Genomic DNA, 23,036 nt, shown 5'->3' with positions numbered 1-23,036 from the left:
TCCGTCCATGCGGGACAATGGAAGACATGCCTTCCGCCCTCCCCGACGGCGAGCCCGTCCCCGCCGACGGCGCGCTGCCCGCAGCCGCGCTCTCCGGGGCCGCGGACCGTCCCCTCGGTTTCTATCTGCACGTCCCGTACTGCGCGACCCGCTGCGGCTACTGCGACTTCAACACCTACACGGCGACCGAGCTGCGCGGCACCGGCGGTGTCCTGGCCTCCCGCGACAACTACGCCGACACCCTGATCGACGAGATCCGGCTCGCCCGCAAGGTCCTCGGCGACGATCCGCGCGAGGTCCGCACGGTCTTCGTCGGCGGCGGTACGCCCACGCTGCTGGCGGCCGGTGATCTCGTACGGATGCTGGCGGCCGTGCGCGAGGAGTTCGGCCTGGCGGCGGACGCGGAGATCACCACGGAGGCGAACCCGGAGTCGGTCGACCCGGCGTATCTGGCGGCCCTGCGCGAGGGCGGCTTCAACCGGGTCTCCTTCGGGATGCAGAGCGCGAAGCAGCACGTCCTGAAGGTGCTGGACCGCACCCACACCCCCGGGCGCCCCGAGGCGTGTGTCGCGGAGGCCCGCGCGGCCGGTTTCGACCACGTCAACCTGGACCTGATCTACGGCACCCCCGGTGAGTCGGACGACGACTGGCGGGCGTCCCTCGACGCGGCGGTCGCGGCGGGTCCCGACCATGTCTCGGCGTACGCGCTCATCGTCGAGGAGGGCACGCAGCTGGCCCGCCGGATCCGGCGCGGGGAGGTGCCGATGACGGACGGCGACGAGCACGCGGACCGGTATCTGATCGCGGAGTCCGCGCTGTCCGAGGCCGGGTTCGACTGGTACGAGGTGTCGAACTGGGCGACCTCGGCGGCCGGGCGGTGCCTGCACAACGAGCTGTACTGGCGGGGGGCCGACTGGTGGGGTGCCGGGCCCGGGGCGCATTCCCACGTCGGGGGTGTGCGGTGGTGGAACGTCAAGCATCCGGGCGCGTATGCGGCGGCGCTGGGGGAGGGGCGGTCGCCGGGGGCGGGGCGGGAGCTGCTGTCCGACGAGGACCGGCGCGTGGAGCGCATCCTGCTGGAGCTGCGGTTGCGGGAGGGTGTGCCGCTGTCCCTGCTGCGGGAGGAGGGGCTTGCGGCGTCCCGCCGTGCCCTTGCGGAAGGCCTGCTCGACGCCGGCCCGTACGCCGCGGGCCACGCGGTACTGACCCTGCGGGGCCGCCTGCTCGCCGACGCGGTCGTCCGGGACCTGGTGGACTAGCACCCGGCGTGGGGGTGCGGGTAGGGGGCGTTGCGCAGCCCGGCGCTCACGGGGTGCCGCCGCGCCCACCCGTGCCGCCCCAGGCGGCACGCATGCCCGCGGCTACGGCAGAGGAGTCGGCTTCAGTACGGCGTCACGCATGCCCGCGGCTGCGGCGAGAGGGGTTGGGCTCCGCGGGGCCGCACGTTTCAGCGAGCGCAAGCCATGAGGCTTTTAGGGGCGCGGGGAACTGCGCGAGAACCCCCACCGGCCCGCGCTCGAACGACGGTTTTCAGGGGCGCGGGGAACTGCGCGAGAACCCCCACCGGCCCGCGCTCGAACGACGGTTTTCAGGGGCGCGGGGAACTGCGCGAGTACCCCCCACCGGCCCGCGCTCGAACGACGGTTTTCAGGGGCGCGGGGAACTGCGCGAGAACCCCCACCGGCCCGCGCTCGAACGACGGTTTTCAGGGGCGCGGGGAACTGCGCGAACGCCCCCACCGGGCCGCAGGCGAATGGCTACCCCGTGACGAAGTCGATCAGTTCCTCCACGCGGCCCAGAAGCTCCGGCTCCAGGTCCTTGTACGACCGCACCCGCCCCAAAATCCTCCGCTGCCACACCTCACCGGTGCTTTCCGGCCACCCCAGCGCCTCGCAGACCCCCGTCTTCCAGTCCCGCCCCCGCGGCACCCGCGGCCACGCCTCGATGCCGACCGAGGCCGGCTTCACCGCCTCCCAGATGTCGATGTACGGATGACCGACGACCAGGGCATGCTCACTGGTCACCGCCTCCGCGATCCGCGACTCCTTGCTGCCGGGCACCAGATGGTCCACCAGGACCCCGAGCCGCGCGTCCGCCCCCGGCGCGAACTCGTCCACGATCGACGGCAGATCGTCGACGCCCTCCAGGTACTCCACCACCACGCCCTCGATCCGCAGGTCGTCGCCCCAGACCCGCTCGACGAGTTCGGCGTCGTGCCGCCCCTCCACGTAGATCCGCCCGGCACGGGCCACCCGCGCGCGTGCACCGGGCACGGCGACCGAACCGGAGGCGGTCCGGGAGGGCCGTAGCGGCGCGCCCGAAGGCCGTACGAGGGTCACCACACGGCCCTCCAGGAGGAACCCGCGCGGCTCCAGCGGGAACACCCGGTGCTTGCCGAAGCGGTCCTCCAGCGTCACCGTGCCCGCCTCGCAGCGGATCACCGCGCCGCAGAAACCGGTGCCGGGCTCCTCGACCACCAGACCGGGGTCCGCCGGGACCTCGGGCACGGGCTTGGGCTTCTTCCACGGAGGCGTGAGATCCGGAGAGTACGGGCGCATTCGGATGACGATAGGAGAACCGGCGGGACGATCACGTCGACACGCCGAAACGCACCGCCAGCGCGTCCCGCTGTTCCCGTACGAAGGCCGCGCCCACGACCGCTCCGTGACCGGGCACGTACAGCGCGTCCTCGCCGCCGAGCGACAGCAGCCGGTCCAGGGCGTGCGGCCACCGCGCGGGTACGGCGTCGGGGCCCGCCTGCGGCACCCCGGACTCCTCCACGAGGTCACCGCAGAAGACCACCTCGGGCCCGCCCGGCACCAGTACGGCGAGATCGTGGGCGGTGTGACCGGGGCCGACGTTCGCGAGCAGCACCTGACGGCCGCCGCCGAGGTCGAGGGTCCACTCGCCGCCGACGTGGTGCCGGGGCGCCACGAGGGCGTCCACCGCCTCCGTGGCGTCGGCCTCGGCGAGCCCGTTGCCGACCGCGTCCGAACGCAGCTCCTCGCGCGCGTGCCGTCCGCTCAGCGCCGCCTCCGCCCCGACCGCGCCGAACACCTCCGCGCCCGCGAACGCCGCCGCGCCGAAGACGTGGTCGAAGTGCGGGTGGGTGAGCGCGAGATGAGTCACACGGTGACCGGCGAGCGCCTCCGCCTGGGCCCGCAGCAGGGCACCCTCCCGCAGGCTCGACCCGGCGTCGATCAGCAGCACGGAACCCTCCCCGACCACCAGCCCCACGGTGCAGTCCCACCCCGGCAGCCGGCGGCGTCCGACCCCGGCCCCCAGCCGCTCCCACCCCAGCTCTTCCCAAGTCACCGTCATACGGCGACGCTAGCGGTACGCCCTGCACCGCACGACCTCGTGCGAACCTCGCAGGCCCGGCCTTGCCCGGGGCGTACCCGACGGCCGTACACTGGGCCGGACAGGGCTGGCACTCGCATGCGCAGAGTGCCAGGCAGTCGCCGAGAGACCGACCGCTGGAGGTGTGCGCGATGCTCAGCGAGCGAAGGTTGCAGGTGTTGCGCGCCATCGTCCAGGACTACGTGGGCACGGAGGAGCCGGTCGGCTCCAAGGCCCTCACCGAGCGGCACAACCTCGGTGTCTCCCCGGCCACCGTGCGCAACGACATGTCGGCCCTGGAGGACGAGGGCTTCATCGCGCAGCCGCACACGTCGGCCGGGCGGATCCCGACGGACAAGGGCTACCGGCTGTTCGTCGACAAGCTGGCCGAGGTCAAGCCGCTGACCGCCCCCGAGCGGCGCGCGATCCAGAGCTTCCTCGACAGCGCCCTCGACCTCGACGACGTGGTGGCCCGTACGGTACGGCTGCTCGCGCAGCTCACCCGGCAGGTCGCCGTCGTGCAGTACCCGTCGCTGACCCGGTCCACCGTGCGCCACGTCGAGCTGCTGTCGATGGCACCCGCGCGCGTGATGCTGGTCCTGATCACCGACACCGGCCGGGTCGAGCAGCGCATGGTCGACTGCCCGGCGCCCTTCGGCGAATCGTCCCTCGCCGACCTGCGGGCGCGGCTGAACAGCCGGGTCGCGGGCAGGCGTTTCGCGGACGTGCCGACGCTGGTGCAGGATCTGGCCGAGAGCTTCGAAGCCGAGGACCGGGGCGCCGTCCAGACGGTACTCTCCACACTCCTGGAGACGCTCGTCGAGCAGACCGAGGAGCGGCTGATGATCGGCGGCACCGCCAATCTCACACGCTTCGGACATGATTTCCCCCTCACCATCCGGCCCGTCCTGGAGGCGCTGGAGGAGCAGGTCGTGCTTCTCAAGTTGCTTGGCGAGGCGACGGATTCGGGCATGACCGTGCGGATCGGTCACGAGAACGCCCATGAGGGACTCAACTCCACGTCCGTGGTGTCGGTGGGCTACGGTTCGGGCGGCGAGGCGGTTGCCAAGCTCGGCGTGGTCGGACCGACCCGCATGGATTACCCGGGAACGATGGGAGCGGTACGCGCAGTGGCACGGTACGTCGGACAGATCCTGGCGGAGTCGTAAGTGGCCACGGACTACTACGCCGTTCTCGGCGTGCGCCGAGACGCGTCGCAGGAAGAGATCAAGAAGGCCTTCCGGCGGCTCGCCCGCGAGCTGCACCCGGACGTCAACCCCGATCCGAAGACCCAGGAGCGGTTCAAGGAGATCAACGCCGCCTACGAGGTGTTGTCGGACCCGCAGAAGAAGCAGGTCTACGACCTCGGCGGCGACCCGCTCTCGCAGGCCGGCGGAGCCGGTGCGGGTGGCTTCGGCGCGGGTGGCTTCGGGAACTTCTCGGACATCATGGACGCCTTCTTCGGTACGGCGTCGCAGCGCGGGCCGCGCTCGCGCACCCGCCGCGGCCAGGACGCCATGATCCGGATCGAGGTCGAGCTCAACGAGGCCGCCTTCGGCACGACGAAGGACATCCAGGTCGACACGGCCATCGTCTGCACCACGTGCAGCGGTGAGGGTGCCGCGCCGGGGACCACCGCGCAGACGTGCGACATGTGCCGCGGACGCGGTGAGGTGTCGCAGGTCACCCGGTCCTTCCTGGGCCAGGTCATGACCTCGCGCCCGTGCCCCCAGTGCCAGGGCTTCGGCACCGTGGTGCCGACCCCGTGCCCGGAGTGCGCGGGCGACGGCCGGGTGCGGTCGCGCCGGACCCTCACGGTCAAGATCCCGGCCGGTGTGGACAACGGCACGCGGATCCAGCTGGCCGGCGAGGGCGAGGTCGGCCCCGGTGGCGGCCCCGCGGGCGATCTGTACGTCGAGATCCACGAGCTGCCGCACTCGACGTTCCAGCGGCGCGGTGACGACCTGCACTGCACGGTCACGATCCCGATGACGGCGGCGGCCCTCGGCACGAAGGTGCCGCTGGAGACGCTGGACGGCATGGAGGAGGTCGACATCCGGCCCGGCACCCAGTCCGGGCAGTCGATCCCGCTGCACACCCGCGGTGTCACGCATCTGCGGGGCGGCGGCCGGGGTGACCTGATCGTCCATGTCGAGGTCCAGACCCCGACCAAGCTGGATCCCGAGCAGGAGCGGTTGCTGCGGGAGATGGCGAAGCTGCGCGGGGAGGAACGGCCCACGGGCCAGTTTCAGCCGGGGCAGCAGGGACTCTTCTCCCGACTGAAGGACGCGTTCAACGGGCGTTAGGGCACGGGGGCTGCCGCCCCCGGCCCCGCTTCGGCCAGAACGGCCTCGTCCTCAAGCGCCGGACGGGCTGGATTCTCCGGCCGTAGCCGCTGGGGTGCGGCCCCGGACCGGGGGAGTTTCCGGCCGTGGTCGCCCGGAAGCGGCCCGTATGCCCCCGGCCTATGCCAACGGTCAGGCCGGATTCGGACTTGTTCGGAGGACGTGACAACATGCCGTCATGTCCTCCGCACTGACCGATCTCTTTCCCTACCCGATCGTGCAGGCCCCCATGGCGGGCGGCGTCTCCGTTCCGCATCTGGCCCTCGCCGTGTCCGAAGCCGGTGGGCTCGGGTTCCTCGCCGCCGGGTACAAAACGGCCGACGGGATGTACCAGGAGATCAAGCAGCTGCGGGGGCTCACCAACCGCCCCTTCGGTGTGAACCTCTTTATGCCCCAGCCCGACTCCGCGGACCCCGCGGCCGTCGACGTGTACGCCCACCAGCTGGCCGGCGAGGCCTCCTGGTACGAGGCCGAGCTGGGCGACCCCGACAGCGGCCGGGACGACGGCTACGACGCCAAGCTCGCGGTGCTGCTCGACAACCCGGTGCCGGTGGTCTCCTTCCACTTCGGCGTCCCCACCCGCGAGGTCCTGGAGTCGCTGCGCAAGGCCGGCACCGTCACGCTGGTCGGCGCGACCACCCCGGACGAGGCGCTCGCCGTGGAGCGGGCCGGCGCGGACGCCGTGATCGTGCAGGGCGTCGAGGCCGGCGGCCACCAGGGCACCCACCGCGACCTCCCCGAGAGCGACGGCTCCGGCCTCGGGCTGCTGTCGCTGATCGCCCAGGTCCGCGAGACCGTGAGCCTGCCGATCGTCGCCGCCGGCGGCATCATGCGCGGCTCCCAGATCGCCGCCGTGCTCTCGGCCGGCGCGCAGGCCGCGCAGCTCGGCACCGCGTTCCTCGCCACCCCCGAGTCCGGCGCCAACGCCCTGCACAAGCAGGCCCTCACGGACCCGCTGTTCACCCGCACCCAGCTGACCCGGGCCTTCTCCGGCCGCCCGGCCCGCGGCCTCGTGAACCGCTTTATGCGCGAGCACGGCCCGTACGCGCCCGCCGCCTACCCGGAGATCCACCACCTCACCTCGCCGCTGCGCAAGGCCGCCGCCAAGGCCGGTGACGCGCAGGGCATGGCGCTGTGGGCGGGACAGGGCCACCGGATGGCCCGCGAGATGCCCGCCGCGCAGCTCGTGGAGGTGCTCGCGGCCGAACTCGCCGCCGCCGGGACAGCGTTGTCCTCCGGAGGCGGTGCGGGATGACCGCCCCCGTTTTCGTTGTCGACCACTTCGACGCCGGAGCGGGCGGACGGTACGTCCTCGACGGCCCCGAGGGGCGGCACGCGGTCTCCGTGAAGCGGCTGCGGCCCGGCGAGGACGTCACCCTCACCGACGGGGCCGGACGCTGGGCGGACTGTGTGGTGCTGGACGCCGAGGGCAAGGACCGGCTGGTCGTCAGGATGGACGGTGTCTCCGAGGAACCGGCGCCGGAGCCGCGGATCACCGTGGTGCAGGCCCTCCCCAAGGGCGACCGCGGTGAACTCGCCGTGGAGACCATGACCGAGGTCGGCGTCGACGCGATCGTGCCCTGGTCCGCCGCCCGCTGCATCACCCAGTGGAAGGGCGACCGGGGCGCCAAGGCGCTCGCGAAGTGGCGGGCCACCGCCCGCGAGGCCGGAAAACAGTCCCGCCGGGTGCGCTTCCCCGAGGTCGCGGACGCGGCGACCGGGAAACAGGTCGCGGCACTCCTTGCCAAGGCCGACTTCGCCGCCGTACTCCATGAGAGCGGGACACAGCCGCTGGCCGTCGCCGAACTGCCCACCGAGGGCGAGATCGTGCTGGTCGTCGGCCCCGAAGGGGGCGTGTCCCCCGAAGAGCTGACGCTGTTCGAAGAGGCCGGAGCGCGGGCGTACCGCCTCGGGCCCACTGTGCTGCGCACATCGACGGCCGGTACCGCCGCGGCCGCGCTGCTGCTCGGCCGTACCGGACGCTGGTCCTGATCCCCGTGCGGGAGGACGTCATGGAACTCGCCCAAGTCAGACTGCTGGTCACCGACTTCGCCGCCTGCTACCGCTTCTACGCCGACGTGCTCGGCCTCAAACCGCAGTCCGGGGCCGAGAACGGGCCGTACGAGAAGTTCAGCCCGACCGTCGGGTCCGCGGGCATCGCCCTCCAGGACCGGGTCGCGATGGCCGGACTCCTCGGCGAACTGGGCGACTCGGTCGCCGGGCACCGCTCCCTGGTGGTGCTGCGCGTGGACGACCTGGACGCCTACTGCGCACAGCTCACCGAGCGCGGCGCGACCCTGCTGCACGGTCCCGCGCCGATGACCGAGCGGATGCGCGTCGCCCATCTCAAGGATCCCGAGGGCAACCTGGTGGAGATCCAGGAGTGGCAACTGCTGCTCACCTGAGGGCGGGCGGACAGTGGCCGCATGCGCCCTACCGCGACGGCCCGGACGGTGGCAGGCTGCCGTCCATGGGGGTACTGCGGCGGAGTGTGAGTACGCGACGGGCGCGGCGCACGGCCGGTGTCGTGGCGGGCGTGGTCGTCGGCGTGGGCGCGATGGTGGCCTGCGAACCGGGCACGCTGAGCGCCGCCACCGTGTCGTACACCACCGACCAGCTCGTCACGAAGGAGCTGGAGCGGCAGAGGGCCCAGGTCCAATGGCTCAGCTGCGTCGCCGACTTCGGCGACCGCGGCACCCCCAGCCCCTCCGCGAGCGAGAACACCGTGGCCGACGTCGACTGCGAGGGCCAGACCGACGACGGCCGGGACATCGAGGTCACCGGGAAGGTCACCCGGGCTGTCAGCGGGGCCTGCGTTCGCGGTGACCTCACCGCGAAGATCGACGGCAGGCAGCTGTTCCACGTCACCGGGCTCGGCGACTGCGACGCCACCAGCGCGCCGCCCGCCGACCTGCCCGGCGGCGGCCCGACCACCACCGTGACCGTGACGAAGACCGTCTACTGCCAGAGCGACCCGCAGTGCTGGCCCGACGGCAAGTGACGGCACATGACCGCACGTGACGGCGGAAGACGTGCTGAAGTGCGCGGCAAGTGATCCAAACCCCTGTGCGCGGGCGTCGCGCCTGCGTAGGGTGACCGGGTGATTCAGTCCCCAGTGCCTGCCTACCTCCGGTTTCCGCACGTCCAGGGCGAGTTGGTCGCCTTCGTCGCCGAGGACGACGTCTGGATCGCCCCGCTCGCGGGCGGGCGCGCCTGGCGGGTCAGCGCCGACAACACCCCCGTGACCCTGCCGCGCATCTCGCCCGACGGGACCACCGTGGCGTGGACGTCCACCCGCGACGGCGCCCCCGAGGTACATGTCGCGCCGGTCGACGGCGGCCCCTCCAGACGGCTCACCTACTGGGGCAGTGCCAAGACCCAGGTCCGCGGCTGGACCCCGGACGGCCGGGTGCTCGCGATCAGCACCCAGGGCCAGGCCAGCCTGCGCCGCACCTGGGCCCGCGCGATCCCGCTCGACGGCGGCCCCGCCGAGACCCTGCCGTTCGGCCCGGTCGGCGACCTCGCGTACGGCCCGTCCACCGTGCTGCTCTCCGCGCCCATGGGCCGCGAGGCCGCCTGGTGGAAGCGGTACCGGGGCGGTACGGCGGGCAAGCTGTGGATCGACAGCGCCGCCGAAGGTGAAGAAGGTGCCGGCGAGTTCGTACGGCTGCACGAGGACCTCGACGGCAACCTGGAGTTCCCGGTCTGGACCGGCGACCGGCTCGCCTTCCTCTCCGACCACGAGGGCACCGGCGCGCTCTACTCGTCCCTGGCCGACGGCACCGACCTGCGCCGGCACACCCCGATCGACGGCTTCTACGCCCGCCACGCCGCCGGCGACGGCACACGTGTCGCGTACGTCTCCGCCGGGGAACTCTGGCTGCTCGACGACCTCGACGGGGCCGAGCCGCGCCGGCTCGACATCCTGCTCGGCGGCCAGCGCACCGACCGGCAGCCCCACCCGCTGAACGCCTCGCGCTGGTTCGGCGAGGCAGCGCCCGACCACACCGCGCGCGGCAGCGCCGTCGCCGTCCGCGGCGCCGTGCACTGGGTCACCCACCGCTCGGGACCCGCCCGCGCACTCGCCGCCGAACCCGGCGTACGCGCCCGGCTGCCGCGCGCCTTCCGCGCCGACGGCGAGGAGTGGGTGGTGTGGGTGACGGACGCCGAGGGCGAGGACGCCCTGGAGTTCACGCCCGCCACCGGCACCGCACCCGGTGCCACCCCCCGCCGGATCGGCGCGGGCCGCCTCGGCCGAGTCCTCGAACTCGCCATGGCACCCGACGGCAGCCGCGCCGCCGTCGCCGCGCACGACGGACGGCTGCTGCTCGTCGAGCGGGAGACCGGCGAGATCCGCGAGGTCGACAGCAGCGACCAGGGCGACGTCTCCGACCTCGCCTTCTCGCCCGACTCCGGCTGGCTGGCCTGGTGCCACCCCGGCCCCCGCCCGCTCAGCCAGCTCCGCCTCGCCAACACCACCGACCTGACGGTCACCGAGGCCACCCCGCTGCGCTTCCAGGACTACGCGCCCGCCTTCACCGCCGACGGCAAGCACCTGGTCTTCCTCTCCAACCGCTCCTTCGACCCGGTCTACGACGAACACGTCTTCGACCTGGCCTTCGTGGTCGGCGACCGGCCGCACCTGATCACCCTCGCCGCGACCACCCCGTCCCCGTTCGGGCCGCAGCGCCACGGGCGCGCCTTCGAGGCGCCGGACAAGGACGAGACCCCCGACAGCGAGGGCACCCCGGCCACCCGGATCGACCTCGACGGGCTCGGCGAGCGGATCGTGCCGTTCCCCGTGGAGGCCGGGCGCTACTCCAACCTCCGGGCCGCCAAGGACGGCGTCCTGTGGCTGCGCCACCCGGTCCGCGGAGTCCTCGGCTCCTCCCGGGCCACCCCGGACGACCCGGACCCCAAGACCGAGCTGGAGCGCTACGACCTCGTCCAGCAGCGCATCGAGCATCTCGCCGCCGACGCCGACCACTTCGAGGTCAGCGGCGACGGCAAGCGGGTCCTGCTGTGGACCGACGGCCGGCTGAAGGTCGTCCCCAGCGACCGGCGCGCCTCCGGCGACGACGACAGCGACTCCAACATCAGCGTGGACCTCGGCCGGGTACGGCAGCTCGTCGACCCCGGCGCCGAGTGGCGGCAGATGTACGAGGAGACCGGCCGCGTCATGCGGGACCACTTCTGGCGGCCCGACATGAACGGCGTCGACTGGGACGGCGTACTGGACCGCTACCGGCCCGTCGTCGACCGGGTCGCCACCCACGACGACCTGGTCGACCTCCTCTGGGAGGTGCAGGGCGAACTGGGCACCTCGCACGCCTACGTCGTCCCCTCCGCCGGACACGGGCACGGCGCCCGGCAGGGGCTGCTCGGCGCGGACATCTCCCGGCACGAGGACGGCAGTTGGCGCATCGACCGGATCCTGCCCTCGGAGACCTCCGACCCCGACGCCCGCTCGCCGCTCGCCGCGCCCGGCGTGGCGGTGCGCGCCGGGGACGCGATCGTCGCGGTCGGCGGGCAGGCCGTGGACCCCGTCGCCGGGCCGGGCCCGCTGCTGATCGGTACGGCGGGCAGGGCGGTCGAGCTGACCATCTCGCCGGCCGGCGGCGGTGACCCGCGGTACGCGGTGGTGGTACCGGTCGCCGACGAGGAGCCGCTGCGGTACCACGCGTGGGTCGCGGACCGGCGGGCGTATGTGCACGAGCGGTCCGGCGGGCGGCTCGGGTATCTGCACGTGCCGGACATGCAGGCGCCCGGGTGGGCGCAGATCCACCGTGATCTGCGGGTCGAGGTCGCGCGGGAGGGCCTGGTCGTGGACGTCCGGGAGAACCGGGGCGGGCACACGTCCCAGCTGGTCGTCGAGAAGCTCGCCCGGCGGATCGTGGGGTGGGCGGTGCCGCGCGGTATGCAGCCGTACAGCTATCCGCGCGACGCGCCCCGGGGGCCGGTGGTCGCCGTCGCGAACGAGTTCTCCGGGTCCGACGGGGACATCGTGAACGCGGCGATCCGGGCGTTGGGGATCGGGCCCGTGGTGGGGACGCGGACGTGGGGCGGGGTGATTGGGATCGACAGCCGGTACCGGCTGGTGGACGGGACGTTGATCACTCAGCCGAAGTACGCGTTCTGGCTGGAGGGGTATGAGTGGGGCGTGGAGAACCACGGCGTCGATCCTGACGTGGAGGTGGTGCAGCGTCCTCAGGACTACGCGGCGGGGCGGGACGTCCAGCTGGACGAGGCGATCCGCATAGCGCTGGCCGCGCTGGAGGACACCCCGGCGAAACTCCCGCCGTCCTTGCCGTAACCGGCGCGGGGGCTGAGGCACGGGGCGTTGCGCAACCCGGCGCTGACGGGGTGCCGCCGCGCCCACCCGTGCCGCCCTGCGGCACGATTGCCCGCGGCTACGCGGCTACGCGGCTACGCGGGGAGGCGGGGGAAGCGGCGAGGGCTTTTGCTTTTCAGGGGCGCGGGGAACTGCGCGATCAGCCCCCGCCGGGCCGCGGCCGAACGGCCACCCCTCAGGGGCGCGGGGAACTGCGCGACGAGCCCCCGCCGGGCCGCGGAAGGCGACGATACGATGACCGTTGTAAAGCGTCTAACCCCCGGAGGGACCATGGCAGGGGAGCCGCAGGACGACTGTCTGTTCTGCAAGATCGTCGGGGGCCAGATCCCGGCGACGATCATCCGCGAGACAGACACGACCGTCGCGTTCCGGGACATCAACCCCCAGGCGCCCACCCACATCCTCGTGATCCCGAAGGCCCACTACGCGAACGCCGCCGAACTCGCCGCCGCGGAACCGCAGATCGCCGCGGACGTCCTGCGCGAGTCCCAGGCCGTCGCCGACGAGGAACACCTGGACAGCTACCGCATCGTCTTCAACACCGGCGCCGGCGCCGGCCAGACCGTCTTCCACGCGCACGCCCACATCCTCGGCGGCCGCGGCCTCCAGTGGCCCCCGGGATAGCTCCCCGTGTCCGTACGTGAACTGGTGGTCCTCGGCACCGCGAGCCAGGTCCCGACCCGGCACCGCAACCACAACGGCTATCTGCTGCGCTGGGACAGCGAGGGCATCCTCTTCGACCCCGGCGAGGGCACACAGCGGCAGATGCTGCGCGCCGGGGTCGCCGCGCACGACCTGAACCGGATCTGCGTCACCCACTTCCACGGCGACCACTCCCTCGGCCTCGCCGGCGTGATCCAGCGGATCAACCTCGACCGGGTGCCGCACGAGATCACCGCCCACTACCCGCGTTCCGGGCAGCACTTCTTCGAACGCCTGCGGTACTCCACGGCGTACCGCGAGACCGTCGCGCTCACCGAGGCCCCCGTCGACTCCGACGGCGACCTCGCGACGACCGCCACGTACACCCTCCAGGCCCGCCGCCTCTCGCACCCCGTCGAGTCCTACGGCTACCGGCTCGTCGAACCCGACGGCCGCCGGATGCTCCCCGACCGGCTCGTCGCGCACGGGATCAGCGGCCCCGACATCGGCCGCATCCAACGCGAGGGCGCGCTCGACGGCGTGGGTCTGGACGAGGTCAGCGAGGTGCGGCGCGGACAGCGGTTCGCGTTCGTCATGGACACCCGGCTCTGCGACGGTGTGCACGCGCTCGCCGAGGGCGCCGACATGCTCGTCATCGAGTCCACGTTCCTCGACGAGGACGAGCAACTCGCCGTCGATCACGGCCATCTGACCGCCGGCCAGGCCGCCCGCGTCGCCCGCGAACACGCCGTACGGCATCTGGTGCTCACGCACTTCAGCCAGCGCTACACCGAACCGGAGGAGTTCGAGCGGCAGGCGCGGGCCGCCGGGTTCGAGGGCGAGCTGACCGTGGCGCACGATCTCCAGCGGGTGCCGCTTCCGAAACGTTGGTAAAACACCCGTACGATAATTTGATGCCCCTCCCGAAAGCCGAACTGCACCTCCACATCGAAGGCACGCTGGAGCCGGACCTCGCGTTCGAGCTGGCCGCGCGCAACGGTGTGACGCTCCCGTACGCGGACACCGACGCGCTGCGCGAGGCCTATCTCTTCGCCGACCTCCAGTCGTTCCTGGACCTGTACTACGCGCTGATGGCCGTCCTGCGCACCGAGCGCGACTTCGAGGACCTCGCCAGCGCCTATCTCGCCCGCGCCGCCGCGCAGGGTGTCCGGCACGCCGAGATCTTCTTCGACCCGCAGGCCCACATCGCGCGCGGAGTGCCGATGGAGACGGTGGTCGAAGGGCTGTGGCGCGCGCTCGGGCCCAGTGCGGAGAACCACGGTGTCTCCACCCGGCTGATCATGTGCTTCCTGCGCGACGAGTCCGCCGAGTCGGCGCTGGCCACGCTGGACGCGGCCAAGCCCTTCCTCGACCGGATCACCGCTGTCGGACTCGACTCCGCCGAGGTGGGGCATCCGCCGGCGAAGTTCCGCGAGGTCTACGAGGCCGCCGCCGCGCTGGGGCTGCGCCGGGTCGCCCACGCGGGCGAGGAGGGGCCACCGGCGTACATCACCGAAGCCCTCGACGTGCTCGGCGTCGAGCGGATCGACCACGGGCTGCGGTGCATGGAGGATCCCGCGCTGGTGGAGCGGCTGGTGCGTGAGCGGGTTCCGCTGACGGTGTGCCCGTTGTCCAACGTCCGGCTGCGGGCCGTGGCGAACCTGGCCGACCATCCGCTGGCCGCGATGCTCGACGCCGGGCTGATGTGCACGGTCAACTCCGACGACCCGGCGTACTTCGGCGGGTACGCGGGGGACAACCTCGACGCGGTGGGGTTGGCCCTTGGGCTGGGGGAGGGGCGGTTGCGGGAGCTTGCCCGGAACTCCTTCCTCGCCTCCTTCCTGGAGGACGACGAGGGGCTCCGGGCGCGGTACCTCGCCGAGGTGGAGGCGTACGAGTTCGGGTGAGGGCGGGTGGGGCGCCGCTGTATCGGCCCCGAAGGGGCCTCGTCCTCAGGCGCCGGACGGGCTGGAATGCGCCCCGGCACCTCAGTCCGTCGTGTCGTACGCCTGCTGCTCCAGCGCCGGAGTGTCCACCGCGATCTCGACGATCTCGGTGACCTCCGTGATCCCTGCGACCTCCGTGATTCCCGTGATCCCTGTGACCTCCGTGATCCCTGTGACCTCCGTGATCCCCATGCCCCCTGTGACCGCTGTGACCGCCGTGACCTCCGGAGTCCGCGACCGTCCCGCCCGTACCGCCACCGTCGTCATCGGTACCGCCACCACCAGCAGGCCGGCCGCGAGGAACAGGCCCATGGCCGGGAAGCCCGCCCAGGTCGACAGGAGGCTGCCGGCCAGGGGGCCCGCCGCCGTGCCCAGGGAGGATGCCGAGCCGACCAGGACCGCCCAGCGGCCGCGTGGGTCCAGGGACGCGGCGAGGCCGATGACGTAGGACAGGACGACCGGGTAGACGGCGTTCCAGGCGATCTCGCCGACGGCGAACGTGGTCAGGTCCGTCGCCGAGGCGCTGAGCGCGATGCATACGGCGATCAGGGCCGTGCCCGCGCCGATCGGCAGGGCGAGTCCGAAGCGTGGGCCGAGCGCGCCGGCGGCCACGACGCCGAAGAGGCCCGCACCCAGCCCGACGGCGAAGACGATGCCGACGGTGGCCTCGTCGAGGTGGGCCTGGGTGAGGCCGATCCGGCCGCTGACACCCCAGAGGGAGTTCTGGGCCATCGACCAGCAGGGGAGCGCGGCGGCGAGCAGTAGTCCCGAGCGGAGGTGGGGGAGGGGTTCGCGCCGGGGGCTCACGTGCCGTTCCGGCAGCGGGATCCGGGTCGGGACGCGGGCGGTGAGCGGCCAGACCGCCAGCGCGGTGAGCGCGATCGCGGCCAGCGGGAGGCCGTGGCCGGGGCCGAGGTGCGGGACCGTCAGATAGACGGTGCCGGCGAGCGCGGAGACCGACAGCAGGCCGAGGGTCGTCACGCGGTGCGGTTCGCGCTGGGCGGCGATACCGGTGGCCGCGACCGCCGTGGCCGTACCCGAGCCGAAGCCGCCGAGCACCGCGCCGACGACCACGGCCGGGACGGTGGTGGTCAGGGCGGCGCCGCCGAAGCCGAGGACGGCGAGGGTGAGGCCCGCGCGGGCGAGGGTGCGGGCGCCGATCCGGTCGACACGCGAGGCGAGCAGAAAGCCCGCCGACGCCGAACTCAGCAGCAGCGCACTGCCGATGGCGCCCGCCTGTGTGGCGGAGACGGGCAGTCCGGAGTCGAGTCTGCCGACGACGGTCGGGAGGAGGTAGGGGGCGAGGTACCCGGCCGTGAAGAGGGCGACGAGGGGCCAGGGCGTGGTGGTGCGGGCGAACACGGGCGTTCCCAGGGCATGCGAAAGGAGCGGCACAAGAGGGGGATTGGGCGACGACCGTCGACGGACAGGAACGCGCGGGCAATTTGTATCAAGCGGGGGGAGCGCCACGGGAGGCCGGGTCGTGTGATCTGGGCCATATTCCGTTTGGGGTAGGGAAGCCCGGGTAAACATGCGGCCCACAGAGGGCCAACGGTGAGGGCGCCCGTCAGGTGCCGTACGCCTCCGCGCGCGGCACGCGCCCTCCGTTTTCGCAGGTCATCGTCTGTTGTCGGTGGTGTGGTGCAGACTGGCGAGAACCGCACCACGTCAGGGAGCGCACCGTGACCGCCTCCAACGCCATCGCCGGAAAGGCGCCGCCGCACTGCCAGGTCGATCCACTGGTCGACCTGCGTGGACCCGAGGATCCGCCGTGGGACGTCTATCTCACGGGCACGGTCTTCCTCGACATCATCTTCACCGGCCTGGACACGGCTCCGGTGCGCGGGACCGAGTCCTGGGCGCGCGGCATGGGGTCGAGCCCGGGCGGCGTCGCCAACATGGCGACCGCACTCGCCCGCCTCGGCATGCGTACGTCCCTCGCGGCCGCGTTCGGCGACGACCACTACGGAGAGTACTGCTGGGACGCCCTGGAGCAGGGCGAGGGCATCGATCTCTCGCCGTCCCGCACGGTCCCCGGCTGGCACTCCCCGGTCACCGTCTCCATGGCCTACGAGGGCGAGCGCACGATGGTCTCGCACGGCCACGAGCCGCCCCCCGAGGAGCCCGCCCCGGACTGCCCGCCCCGCGCGCGTGCCGCCATCGCGTCGCTCACCCCGGGCAAGCGCGCCCCCTGGATCGAGCAGGCCGTCCGCAAGGGGGCCAGGATCTTCGCCGACGTCGGCTGGGACGACACCGGCGCCTGGGACCTGGAGGGCCTGCCCGACCTCAAGCACTGCGAGGCCTTCCTCCCGAACGCGCAGGAGGCGATGCTCTACACGGGCGCCGACTGCCCCCGCAAGGCCGCCCACGCCCTCACCCGGCACGTACCGCTCGCGGTCGTCACCCTGGGCGCCGAGGGCGCGTACGCGGTCGACGGACGGACCGGCGAGACGGCCTCGGTGCCCGCGATCGAAGTGGAGGCCCTGGACCCGACCGGCGCCGGTGACGTCTTCGTGGCCGGCTTCGTCACCGGGACCCTCGCCGACTGGCCGCTCGCCGACCGGCTCGCCTTCGCGGGTCTGACCGCCGCGCTCTCGGTCCAGGAGTTCGGCGGCTCCCTGTCCGCCCCCGGCTGGTCCGAGATCGGCGCCTGGTGGCGCCAGGTCCACTCCGTGGAGGGCCAGGACAAGGCCGCCCTGAAGCGGTACGCGTTCCTGGACGGTCTCGTCCCGGGGGAGCGGGCCAGACCCTGGCCGCTGCGTCGGGCGGTCCCCACGATCGGCTTCGGCCGCTCGACCTGAACGGGCCGCGCCCGGGTGCCGTGCGCCTGTGCGCCGCGCCCCTGTGCCGTGCCCGGTGTGAACGGAGGTGTCGAAGTGCCGTACGAAAAGCCCTACGGCGATGTCAGTCCTGCGTCGTACTCTTGGAATCGCGAGGCCGCCCTCAGCGACGCGGCCGTATCGAGGAGGAAAAGCAGGCCTTAAGCGCCGGCCCATGACTCAGACACCCACAGCTCACACCCCCGTGCAGAAGCAGGCGAGAGCAGAGATCTCGGTCCCCGCCCAGCACCCCATGGTCACTCTGCTGGGGTCCGGCGACTCCCTTCTGCGCGTGATCGAGAAGGCCTTCCCGGCGGCCGACATCCACGTCCGGGGCAATGAGATCAGCGCGGTCGGCGACCCGGCGGAAGTCGCCCTGATCCAGCGTGTTTTCGACGAGATGATGCTGGTCCTCCGCACGGGACAGCCGATGACGGAGGACGCCGTGGAACGCTCGATCGCCATGCTCAAGGCGAGCGAGAACGGGGAGAGCGACGGGGTGGAGACCCCGGCGCAGGTGCTGACGCAGAACATCCTGTCCTCGCGTGGCCGCACGATCCGCCCCAAGACGCTCAACCAGAAGCGGTACGTCGACGCCATCGACACCCACACCATCGTCTTCGGCATCGGCCCCGCCGGTACCGGAAAGACGTATCTGGCGATGGCCAAGGCGGTCCAGGCCCTTCAGTCCAAGCAGGTCAACCGCATCATCCTGACCCGCCCCGCGGTCGAGGCCGGCGAGCGGCTCGGCTTCCTGCCGGGCACGCTCTACGAGAAGATCGACCCCTATCTGCGCCCGCTGTACGACGCGCTGCACGACATGCTCGACCCGGACTCGATCCCCCGGCTGATGGCGGCCGGCACGATCGAGGTCGCGCCGCTCGCGTACATGCGCGGCCGTACCCTGAACGACGCCTTCATCATCCTGGACGAGGCCCAGAACACGAGCCCCGAGCAGATGAAGATGTTCCTCACCCGCCTCGGCTTCGAGTCGAAGATCGTGATCACGGGTGACGTGACCCAGGTGGACCTGCCGAGCGGGACCAAGTCGGGACTGCGCCAGGTGCAGGACATCCTGGAGGGCCTGGACGACGTCCACTTCTCCCGGCTGACGTCCCACGACGTCGTACGGCACAAGCTGGTGGGCCGTATCGTCGACGCGTACGAGCAGTACGACAGCGAGAACGGTACGGAGAACGGCACCCACAAGGGCAGCCGCACAAAACGGAAGTAGACAAGCCAGCACCATGTCGATCGACGTCAACAACGAGTCCGGAACCGAGGTCGACGAGCAGGCGATCCTCGACATCGCCCGCTACGCGCTCGCGCGGATGCGCATCCACCCGCTCTCCGAGCTCTCGGTGATCGTCGTGGACGAGGACGCCATGGAGCAGCTCCACATCCAGTGGATGGACCTGCCGGGGCCTACGGACGTCATGTCCTTCCCGATGGACGAGCTGCGCCCGCCGGCCAAGGACGACGAGGAGACCCCCCAGGGCCTCCTCGGTGACATCGTGCTCTGCCCTGAGGTCGCCGCCAAGCAGGGCACGGAGGCGTCGACGCAGCACTCCATGGACGAGGAGCTCCAGCTGCTCACCGTCCACGGAGTGCTGCACCTGCTGGGGTACGACCACGAGGAGCCGGACGAGAAGGCCGAGATGTTCGGCCTCCAGGCGGCCATCGTGGACGGCTGGCGCGCGGAGAAGGGCCTGACCGGCCCGTCCCCGGCCCCGACCGTGTCATGAGCCTTCCCCTCGTCACGGGCGCGGTCGCCCTGGTCGTCGTCGCCTGGCTCGCCGCCTGCGCGGAGGCGGGCCTCGCGCGCGTCTCCAGCTTCCGCGCCGAGGAGGCCGTCCGCTCCGGCCGCCGCGGCAGCGCCAAGCTCGCCCAGGTCGCCGCCGACCCCACCCGCTATCTCAACGTGGCGCTGCTGGTCCGCGTGGCCTGCGAGATGGCCGCCGCCGCGCTGGTCACCCACGCCTGTCTGCGGGAGTTCAGCAGCACCACCGAGGCGCTGCTGATCGCCATCGCCGTGATGGTCCTGGTGTCGTACGTCGCGGTCGGGGTCTCCCCGCGGACCATCGGCCGCCAGCACCCGCTGAACACGGCCACGGCGGCGGCGTACGTCCTGCTGCCGCTGGCCCGGATCATGGGCCCGATCCCGCCCCTGCTGATCCTCATCGGCAACGCGCTCACCCCCGGCAAGGGCTTCCGCCGCGGCCCGTTCGCCTCCGAGGCCGAGCTGCGCGCGCTGGTCGACCTCGCCGAGAAGGAGTCGCTCATCGAGGACGAGGAGCGCCGGATGGTGCACTCGGTCTTCGAGCTCGGCGACACGCTGGTGCGCGAGGTCATGGTGCCGCGCACCGACCTGATCGTCATCGAGCGCTACAAGACCATCCGCCAGGCCCTCACCCTCGCCCTGCGCTCCGGTTTCTCCCGTATCCCGGTCACCGGGGAGAACGAGGACGACATCGTCGGGATCGTCTATCTCAAGGACCTGGTCCGCAAGACGCACATCAGCCGGGACGCCGAGTCCGAGCTGGTGTCGACGGCGATGCGCCCGGCGTTCTTCGTGCCCGACACCAAGAACGCCGGCGATCTGCTCCGCGAGATGCAGAAGGAGCGCAACCACGTCGCCGTCGTCATCGACGAGTACGGCGGCACGGCCGGCATCGTCACCATCGAGGACATCCTGGAGGAGATCGTCGGTGAGATCACCGACGAGTACGACCGCGAACTGCCGCCGGTGGAGAACCTCGGCGACGACCGCTTCCGGGTGACGGCCCGCCTCGACATCGGCGACCTGGGCGAGCTGTACGGACTCGACGAGTACGACGACGAGGACGTGGAGACCGTCGGCGGACTGCTCGCCAAGGCCCTGGGCCGGGTCCCCATCGCCGGCGCCTCCTCGGTGGTCGAACTGCCCGACGGACGCTCCCTGCGACTGACCGCGGAGGCCGCCGCCGGCCGCCGCAACAAGATCGTGACGGTGCTGGTGGAGCCGCTGGGCCCGGCCGGACCACCGGCGGAGGAGACCGAGTGACCCCTCAGGAGCTGCGCGCGTTCTGTCTGTCGTTCAACGCGTCGGTGGAGGACTTCCCGTTCGGCCCGGAGACCTCGGTCTTCCGGGTCCTCGGCAAGCTCTTCGCGCTGACGCATCTCGACGCGCGGCCCCTGAAGGTCAACCTCAAGTGCGACCCGGAGCACGCGATCCGGCTGCGCGCCGACCACCCGGAACTGGTCATCCCGGGCTGACACATGAACAAGAGGCACTGGAACACGGTGACGGTCGAAGGGGACCTCCCGGACCGCCTGGTCAGGGAGCTGATCGAGGACTCGTACGACCTGGTCGTGGCGGGTCTGCCGAGGGCCGAGCGGCTCCGGCTCGACCGCCCCTGACGCCGGTGGGCGGTCGCCCGGAACGCCTTCGTATGCTCGGACCATGACCGACAGCAGCGCGCTCGACGCCGAGGACCGCAAGATCGTCACCCTGGCCCGTTCGGCCCGTGCCCGCAACGGTGTGCCCGAGGGTGCCGCCGTACGGGACGAGACCGGCCGTACGTATGTCGCCGGGACGGTGGCACTGGAGTCGCTGCGGCTCAGCGCGCTGCGCACGGCCGTGGCCATGGCGGTGGCGTCCGGCGCGCGGTCCCTGGAGGCGGCGGCCGTGGTGAGCGGGGCCGAGGAGGTGCCGGCCGAGGATCTGGCGGCCGTACGGGACCTCGGGGGTGCGGGGACGCCGGTGCATCTGGCGGGGCCGGACGGGCAGTTGCGCCGGACGGTCTCCGCGACCTGAGGCTTACCGGCGGTAACATGGCCGGTTTTCAACGTTGCTGGGGCTCCGCGCTCCGGTATCAATGAAGCGTCAACCACGACGGGCCGTCAGATTCGTCTCTCGCGGAGCGTGTCCGTACCCGCCCCGCGACTGCCGTCCCTCGCTCAGCTCCCCCGCTGTACCGCACGTGCGTTTCCCGCCCCACCCCACATGGCACCCCCACACGGGAAGGGAACCATCCATGACACCCAAGCGGATAGGCACCGGCGCGGCCATCACTGTCGCCGCGCTCGCGGCCTCCGGGCTCGCGTTCGCCCCGACGGCGCTGGCCGTCACGCCCCAGACGGCCACCATCAACGCCAGCTGCGAAAGCCTCGGCAGCGGCGCGGCCACGCTCACGGCCACCCAGAACGGCACGGCGGCCACGATCACCGTCAACTCGACCGACATCAAGGCCCCGATCGCCCTGGGCGCGGACTCCATCGCGTCCCGGCTGACCCTGGTGAAGGCCGGCGGCGGCACCGTCGTCTTCTCCGGCACCAAGAACCCGGCACTGGCCAGCGGCGGTCCGGTCACCGTCGGCCCGCTCAACGGCACCGTCGCCGCCGGCGACACCCTGGAGTCGTTCGGCGGCTCGCTGTCGCTGACGGTCTTCGGCTTCATCACCTTCACCTGCACCGCGAGCGGACCGCAGTCCCCGGGTCCGTTCGTCTTCTGACGGACCTACGACGACGGGCCGGGCACCCTTGGCGGTGCCCGGCCCGTCGGGGGACCGATCGCGCAGTCGTACGGCAGGGTGCTGTGGATCAGGGACAATGGGCGCCATGAGCGTCCGTACCCCTTCATCCGAGCCGTCCGAGGCCCCCCACCGCGCCGGCTTCGCCTGTTTCGTGGGCCGCCCCAACGCGGGCAAGTCCACCCTCACGAACGCTCTGGTCGGGCAGAAGGTGGCGATCACCGCGAACCAGCCGCAGACCACGCGGCACACGGTCCGCGGCATCGTGCACCGGCCCGACGCGCAGCTGATCCTGGTGGACACCCCCGGCCTGCACAAGCCGCGCACGCTGCTCGGTGAGCGGCTGAACGACGTGGTGCGCACCACGTGGGCCGAGGTCGACGTGATCGGCTTCTGTCTGCCGGCGAACGAGAAGATCGGGCCCGGCGACCGGTTCATCGCCAAGGAGCTCGCCGGGATCCGCAAGACCCCGAAGATCGCCATCGTCACCAAGACCGACCTCGTGGAGTCCAAGGCACTCGCCGAGCAGCTGATCGCCATCGACCAGCTCGGCAAGGAGCTGGGGTTCGAGTGGGCCGAGATCGTGCCGGTGTCCGCCACCGCGGACCAGCAGATCGATCTGCTGGCGGATCTGCTTGTTCCCCTGCTGCCCGAGGGGCCCGCGCTCTATCCCGAGGGTGATCTCACGGACGAGCCCGAGCAGGTGATGATCGCGGAGTTGATCCGGGAGGCGGCGTTGGAGGGGGTGCGGGACGAGTTGCCGCACTCCATCGCGGTGGTTGTCGAGGAGATGCTTCCCCGTGAGGATCGGCCGGCCGACAAGCCGTTGCTCGACATCCACGCCAACCTGTACATCGAGCGGCCCAGTCAGAAGGGGATCATCATCGGGCCGAAGGGGAAGCGGCTCAAGGACGTGGGGATCAAGTCGCGCAAGCAGATCGAGGCGCTGCTCGGTACGCCGGTCTTCCTGGACCTCCACGTGAAGGTCGCCAAGGACTGGCAACGGGATCCCAAGCAACTCCGCCGCCTCGGCTTCTGACCCCCTCTTCCCTCGCCCCCGCCGCCCCTACCCGTCCCATCCC

Annotated in this window: 21 protein-coding genes and 1 pseudogene; 19 read left to right on the top strand and 3 right to left on the bottom strand. The window is 72.0% G+C overall.

Features of this window, described 5'->3' with window-relative positions; translation table 11 throughout:
- Positions 1 to 26: 26 nt before the first annotated feature.
- Entirely contained in the window at positions 27 to 1,259 is a 1,233-nt protein-coding gene (gene hemW, locus ACIQAC_RS04255; protein WP_402186801.1) for a radical SAM family heme chaperone HemW, read from the top strand.
- Between the two features lie 498 nt (positions 1,260 to 1,757).
- Here hemW and ACIQAC_RS04250 read toward each other — a convergent pair whose 3' ends face one another.
- Positions 1,758 to 2,558: a DUF3097 domain-containing protein gene (locus tag ACIQAC_RS04250; protein ID WP_402186799.1), complete on the bottom strand. Its 801-nt coding sequence runs from the start codon at positions 2,556 to 2,558 to the stop codon at positions 1,758 to 1,760.
- Between the two features lie 31 nt (positions 2,559 to 2,589).
- Positions 2,590 to 3,321, bottom strand: a complete 732-nt coding sequence (locus tag ACIQAC_RS04245; RefSeq protein WP_402186797.1) for an MBL fold metallo-hydrolase — start codon at positions 3,319 to 3,321, stop codon at positions 2,590 to 2,592.
- A gap of 170 nt (positions 3,322 to 3,491) precedes the next feature.
- Between ACIQAC_RS04245 and hrcA the strand changes: the two genes are divergently transcribed.
- The 10 genes from hrcA to ACIQAC_RS04195 all read left to right on the top strand — a co-directional run bounded on the left by hrcA (position 3,492) and on the right by ACIQAC_RS04195 (position 14,585).
- Entirely contained in the window at positions 3,492 to 4,508 is a 1,017-nt protein-coding gene (gene hrcA / locus ACIQAC_RS04240) for a heat-inducible transcriptional repressor HrcA (RefSeq protein WP_402186795.1), read from the top strand.
- Positions 4,509 to 5,645 carry a molecular chaperone DnaJ gene (dnaJ, locus tag ACIQAC_RS04235; protein WP_402186793.1) on the top strand — a complete coding sequence of 379 codons (1,137 nt, stop codon included), beginning with the start codon at positions 4,509 to 4,511 and terminating at the stop codon, positions 5,643 to 5,645.
- 217 nt (positions 5,646 to 5,862) lie between these two features.
- Positions 5,863 to 6,939 carry a nitronate monooxygenase gene (locus ACIQAC_RS04230; RefSeq protein WP_402186791.1) on the top strand — a complete coding sequence of 359 codons (1,077 nt, stop codon included), beginning with the start codon at positions 5,863 to 5,865 and terminating at the stop codon, positions 6,937 to 6,939.
- Positions 6,936 to 7,676: a 16S rRNA (uracil(1498)-N(3))-methyltransferase gene (locus ACIQAC_RS04225; protein WP_402186789.1), complete on the top strand. Its 741-nt coding sequence runs from the start codon at positions 6,936 to 6,938 to the stop codon at positions 7,674 to 7,676. The genes ACIQAC_RS04230 and ACIQAC_RS04225 overlap by 4 nt, the downstream gene beginning before the upstream one ends.
- A gap of 20 nt (positions 7,677 to 7,696) precedes the next feature.
- Positions 7,697 to 8,089, top strand: a complete 393-nt coding sequence (locus tag ACIQAC_RS04220) for a VOC family protein (RefSeq protein WP_402186787.1) — start codon at positions 7,697 to 7,699, stop codon at positions 8,087 to 8,089.
- A 65-nt stretch (positions 8,090 to 8,154) separates the two neighbouring features.
- Positions 8,155 to 8,685 carry a hypothetical protein gene (locus tag ACIQAC_RS04215; RefSeq protein ID WP_402186969.1) on the top strand — a complete coding sequence of 177 codons (531 nt, stop codon included), beginning with the start codon at positions 8,155 to 8,157 and terminating at the stop codon, positions 8,683 to 8,685.
- Between the two features lie 99 nt (positions 8,686 to 8,784).
- Positions 8,785 to 11,997 carry a S41 family peptidase gene (locus tag ACIQAC_RS04210; RefSeq protein WP_402186785.1) on the top strand — a complete coding sequence of 1,071 codons (3,213 nt, stop codon included), beginning with the start codon at positions 8,785 to 8,787 and terminating at the stop codon, positions 11,995 to 11,997.
- 309 nt (positions 11,998 to 12,306) lie between these two features.
- A complete protein-coding gene (locus tag ACIQAC_RS04205; RefSeq protein WP_402186783.1) occupies positions 12,307 to 12,660 on the top strand; it encodes a histidine triad nucleotide-binding protein in 354 nt (117 codons plus the stop codon).
- A 6-nt stretch (positions 12,661 to 12,666) separates the two neighbouring features.
- Complete coding sequence (locus ACIQAC_RS04200; RefSeq protein WP_402186781.1) at positions 12,667 to 13,572, top strand: ribonuclease Z; 906 nt, start codon at positions 12,667 to 12,669, stop codon at positions 13,570 to 13,572.
- Between the two features lie 20 nt (positions 13,573 to 13,592).
- Positions 13,593 to 14,585 (top strand): adenosine deaminase, encoded by a 993-nt coding sequence (locus ACIQAC_RS04195; RefSeq protein WP_402186779.1) that lies wholly within the window; start codon positions 13,593 to 13,595, stop codon positions 14,583 to 14,585.
- Between the two features lie 81 nt (positions 14,586 to 14,666).
- On the opposite strand, the gene ACIQAC_RS04190 is transcribed toward ACIQAC_RS04195, so the two are convergent.
- Positions 14,667 to 15,986: an MFS transporter gene (locus ACIQAC_RS04190; protein WP_402186777.1), complete on the bottom strand. Its 1,320-nt coding sequence runs from the start codon at positions 15,984 to 15,986 to the stop codon at positions 14,667 to 14,669.
- Positions 15,987 to 16,306: 320 nt separating this feature from the next.
- On the opposite strand from ACIQAC_RS04190, the gene ACIQAC_RS04185 reads away from it, so the two are divergent.
- The 8 genes and pseudogenes from ACIQAC_RS04185 (at position 16,307) to era (ending at position 22,993) form a co-directional block, all read left to right on the top strand.
- Positions 16,307 to 17,425 carry a carbohydrate kinase family protein gene (locus ACIQAC_RS04185; protein WP_402186775.1) on the top strand — a complete coding sequence of 373 codons (1,119 nt, stop codon included), beginning with the start codon at positions 16,307 to 16,309 and terminating at the stop codon, positions 17,423 to 17,425.
- 193 nt (positions 17,426 to 17,618) lie between these two features.
- The gene (locus tag ACIQAC_RS04180) at positions 17,619 to 18,677 is read left to right on the top strand and encodes a PhoH family protein (RefSeq protein ID WP_402186773.1); all 1,059 of its coding nucleotides are present in this window, start codon (positions 17,619 to 17,621) and stop codon (positions 18,675 to 18,677) included.
- 13 nt (positions 18,678 to 18,690) lie between these two features.
- On the top strand, positions 18,691 to 19,188 hold the full coding sequence (gene ybeY / locus ACIQAC_RS04175) for an rRNA maturation RNase YbeY (RefSeq protein ID WP_402186771.1): 498 nt from the start codon (positions 18,691 to 18,693) through the stop codon (positions 19,186 to 19,188).
- Positions 19,185 to 20,486: a hemolysin family protein gene (locus tag ACIQAC_RS04170; RefSeq protein ID WP_402186769.1), complete on the top strand. Its 1,302-nt coding sequence runs from the start codon at positions 19,185 to 19,187 to the stop codon at positions 20,484 to 20,486. The genes ybeY and ACIQAC_RS04170 overlap by 4 nt, the downstream gene beginning before the upstream one ends.
- Positions 20,483 to 20,842 (top strand): annotated as a pseudogene (locus tag ACIQAC_RS04165) (MmcQ/YjbR family DNA-binding protein). The gene ACIQAC_RS04170 and the pseudogene ACIQAC_RS04165 overlap by 4 nt, the downstream one beginning before the upstream one ends.
- 43 nt (positions 20,843 to 20,885) lie before the next feature.
- Positions 20,886 to 21,239, top strand: coding sequence for a cytidine deaminase (locus tag ACIQAC_RS04160; protein WP_402186767.1), 354 nt, complete (start codon positions 20,886 to 20,888; stop codon positions 21,237 to 21,239).
- 220 nt (positions 21,240 to 21,459) lie between these two features.
- The gene (locus ACIQAC_RS04155; protein WP_402186765.1) at positions 21,460 to 21,936 is read left to right on the top strand and encodes a hypothetical protein; all 477 of its coding nucleotides are present in this window, start codon (positions 21,460 to 21,462) and stop codon (positions 21,934 to 21,936) included.
- 97 nt (positions 21,937 to 22,033) lie between these two features.
- A complete protein-coding gene (gene era / locus ACIQAC_RS04150; protein ID WP_402186763.1) occupies positions 22,034 to 22,993 on the top strand; it encodes a GTPase Era in 960 nt (319 codons plus the stop codon).
- Positions 22,994 to 23,036 lie beyond the last annotated feature (43 nt).

The sequence above is a fragment of the Streptomyces sp. NPDC088387 genome (assembly GCF_044753385.1).
Classification (GTDB): Bacteria; Actinomycetota; Actinomycetes; order Streptomycetales; family Streptomycetaceae; genus Streptomyces.
This window is presented reverse-complemented; position numbering and strand designations above follow the sequence as displayed.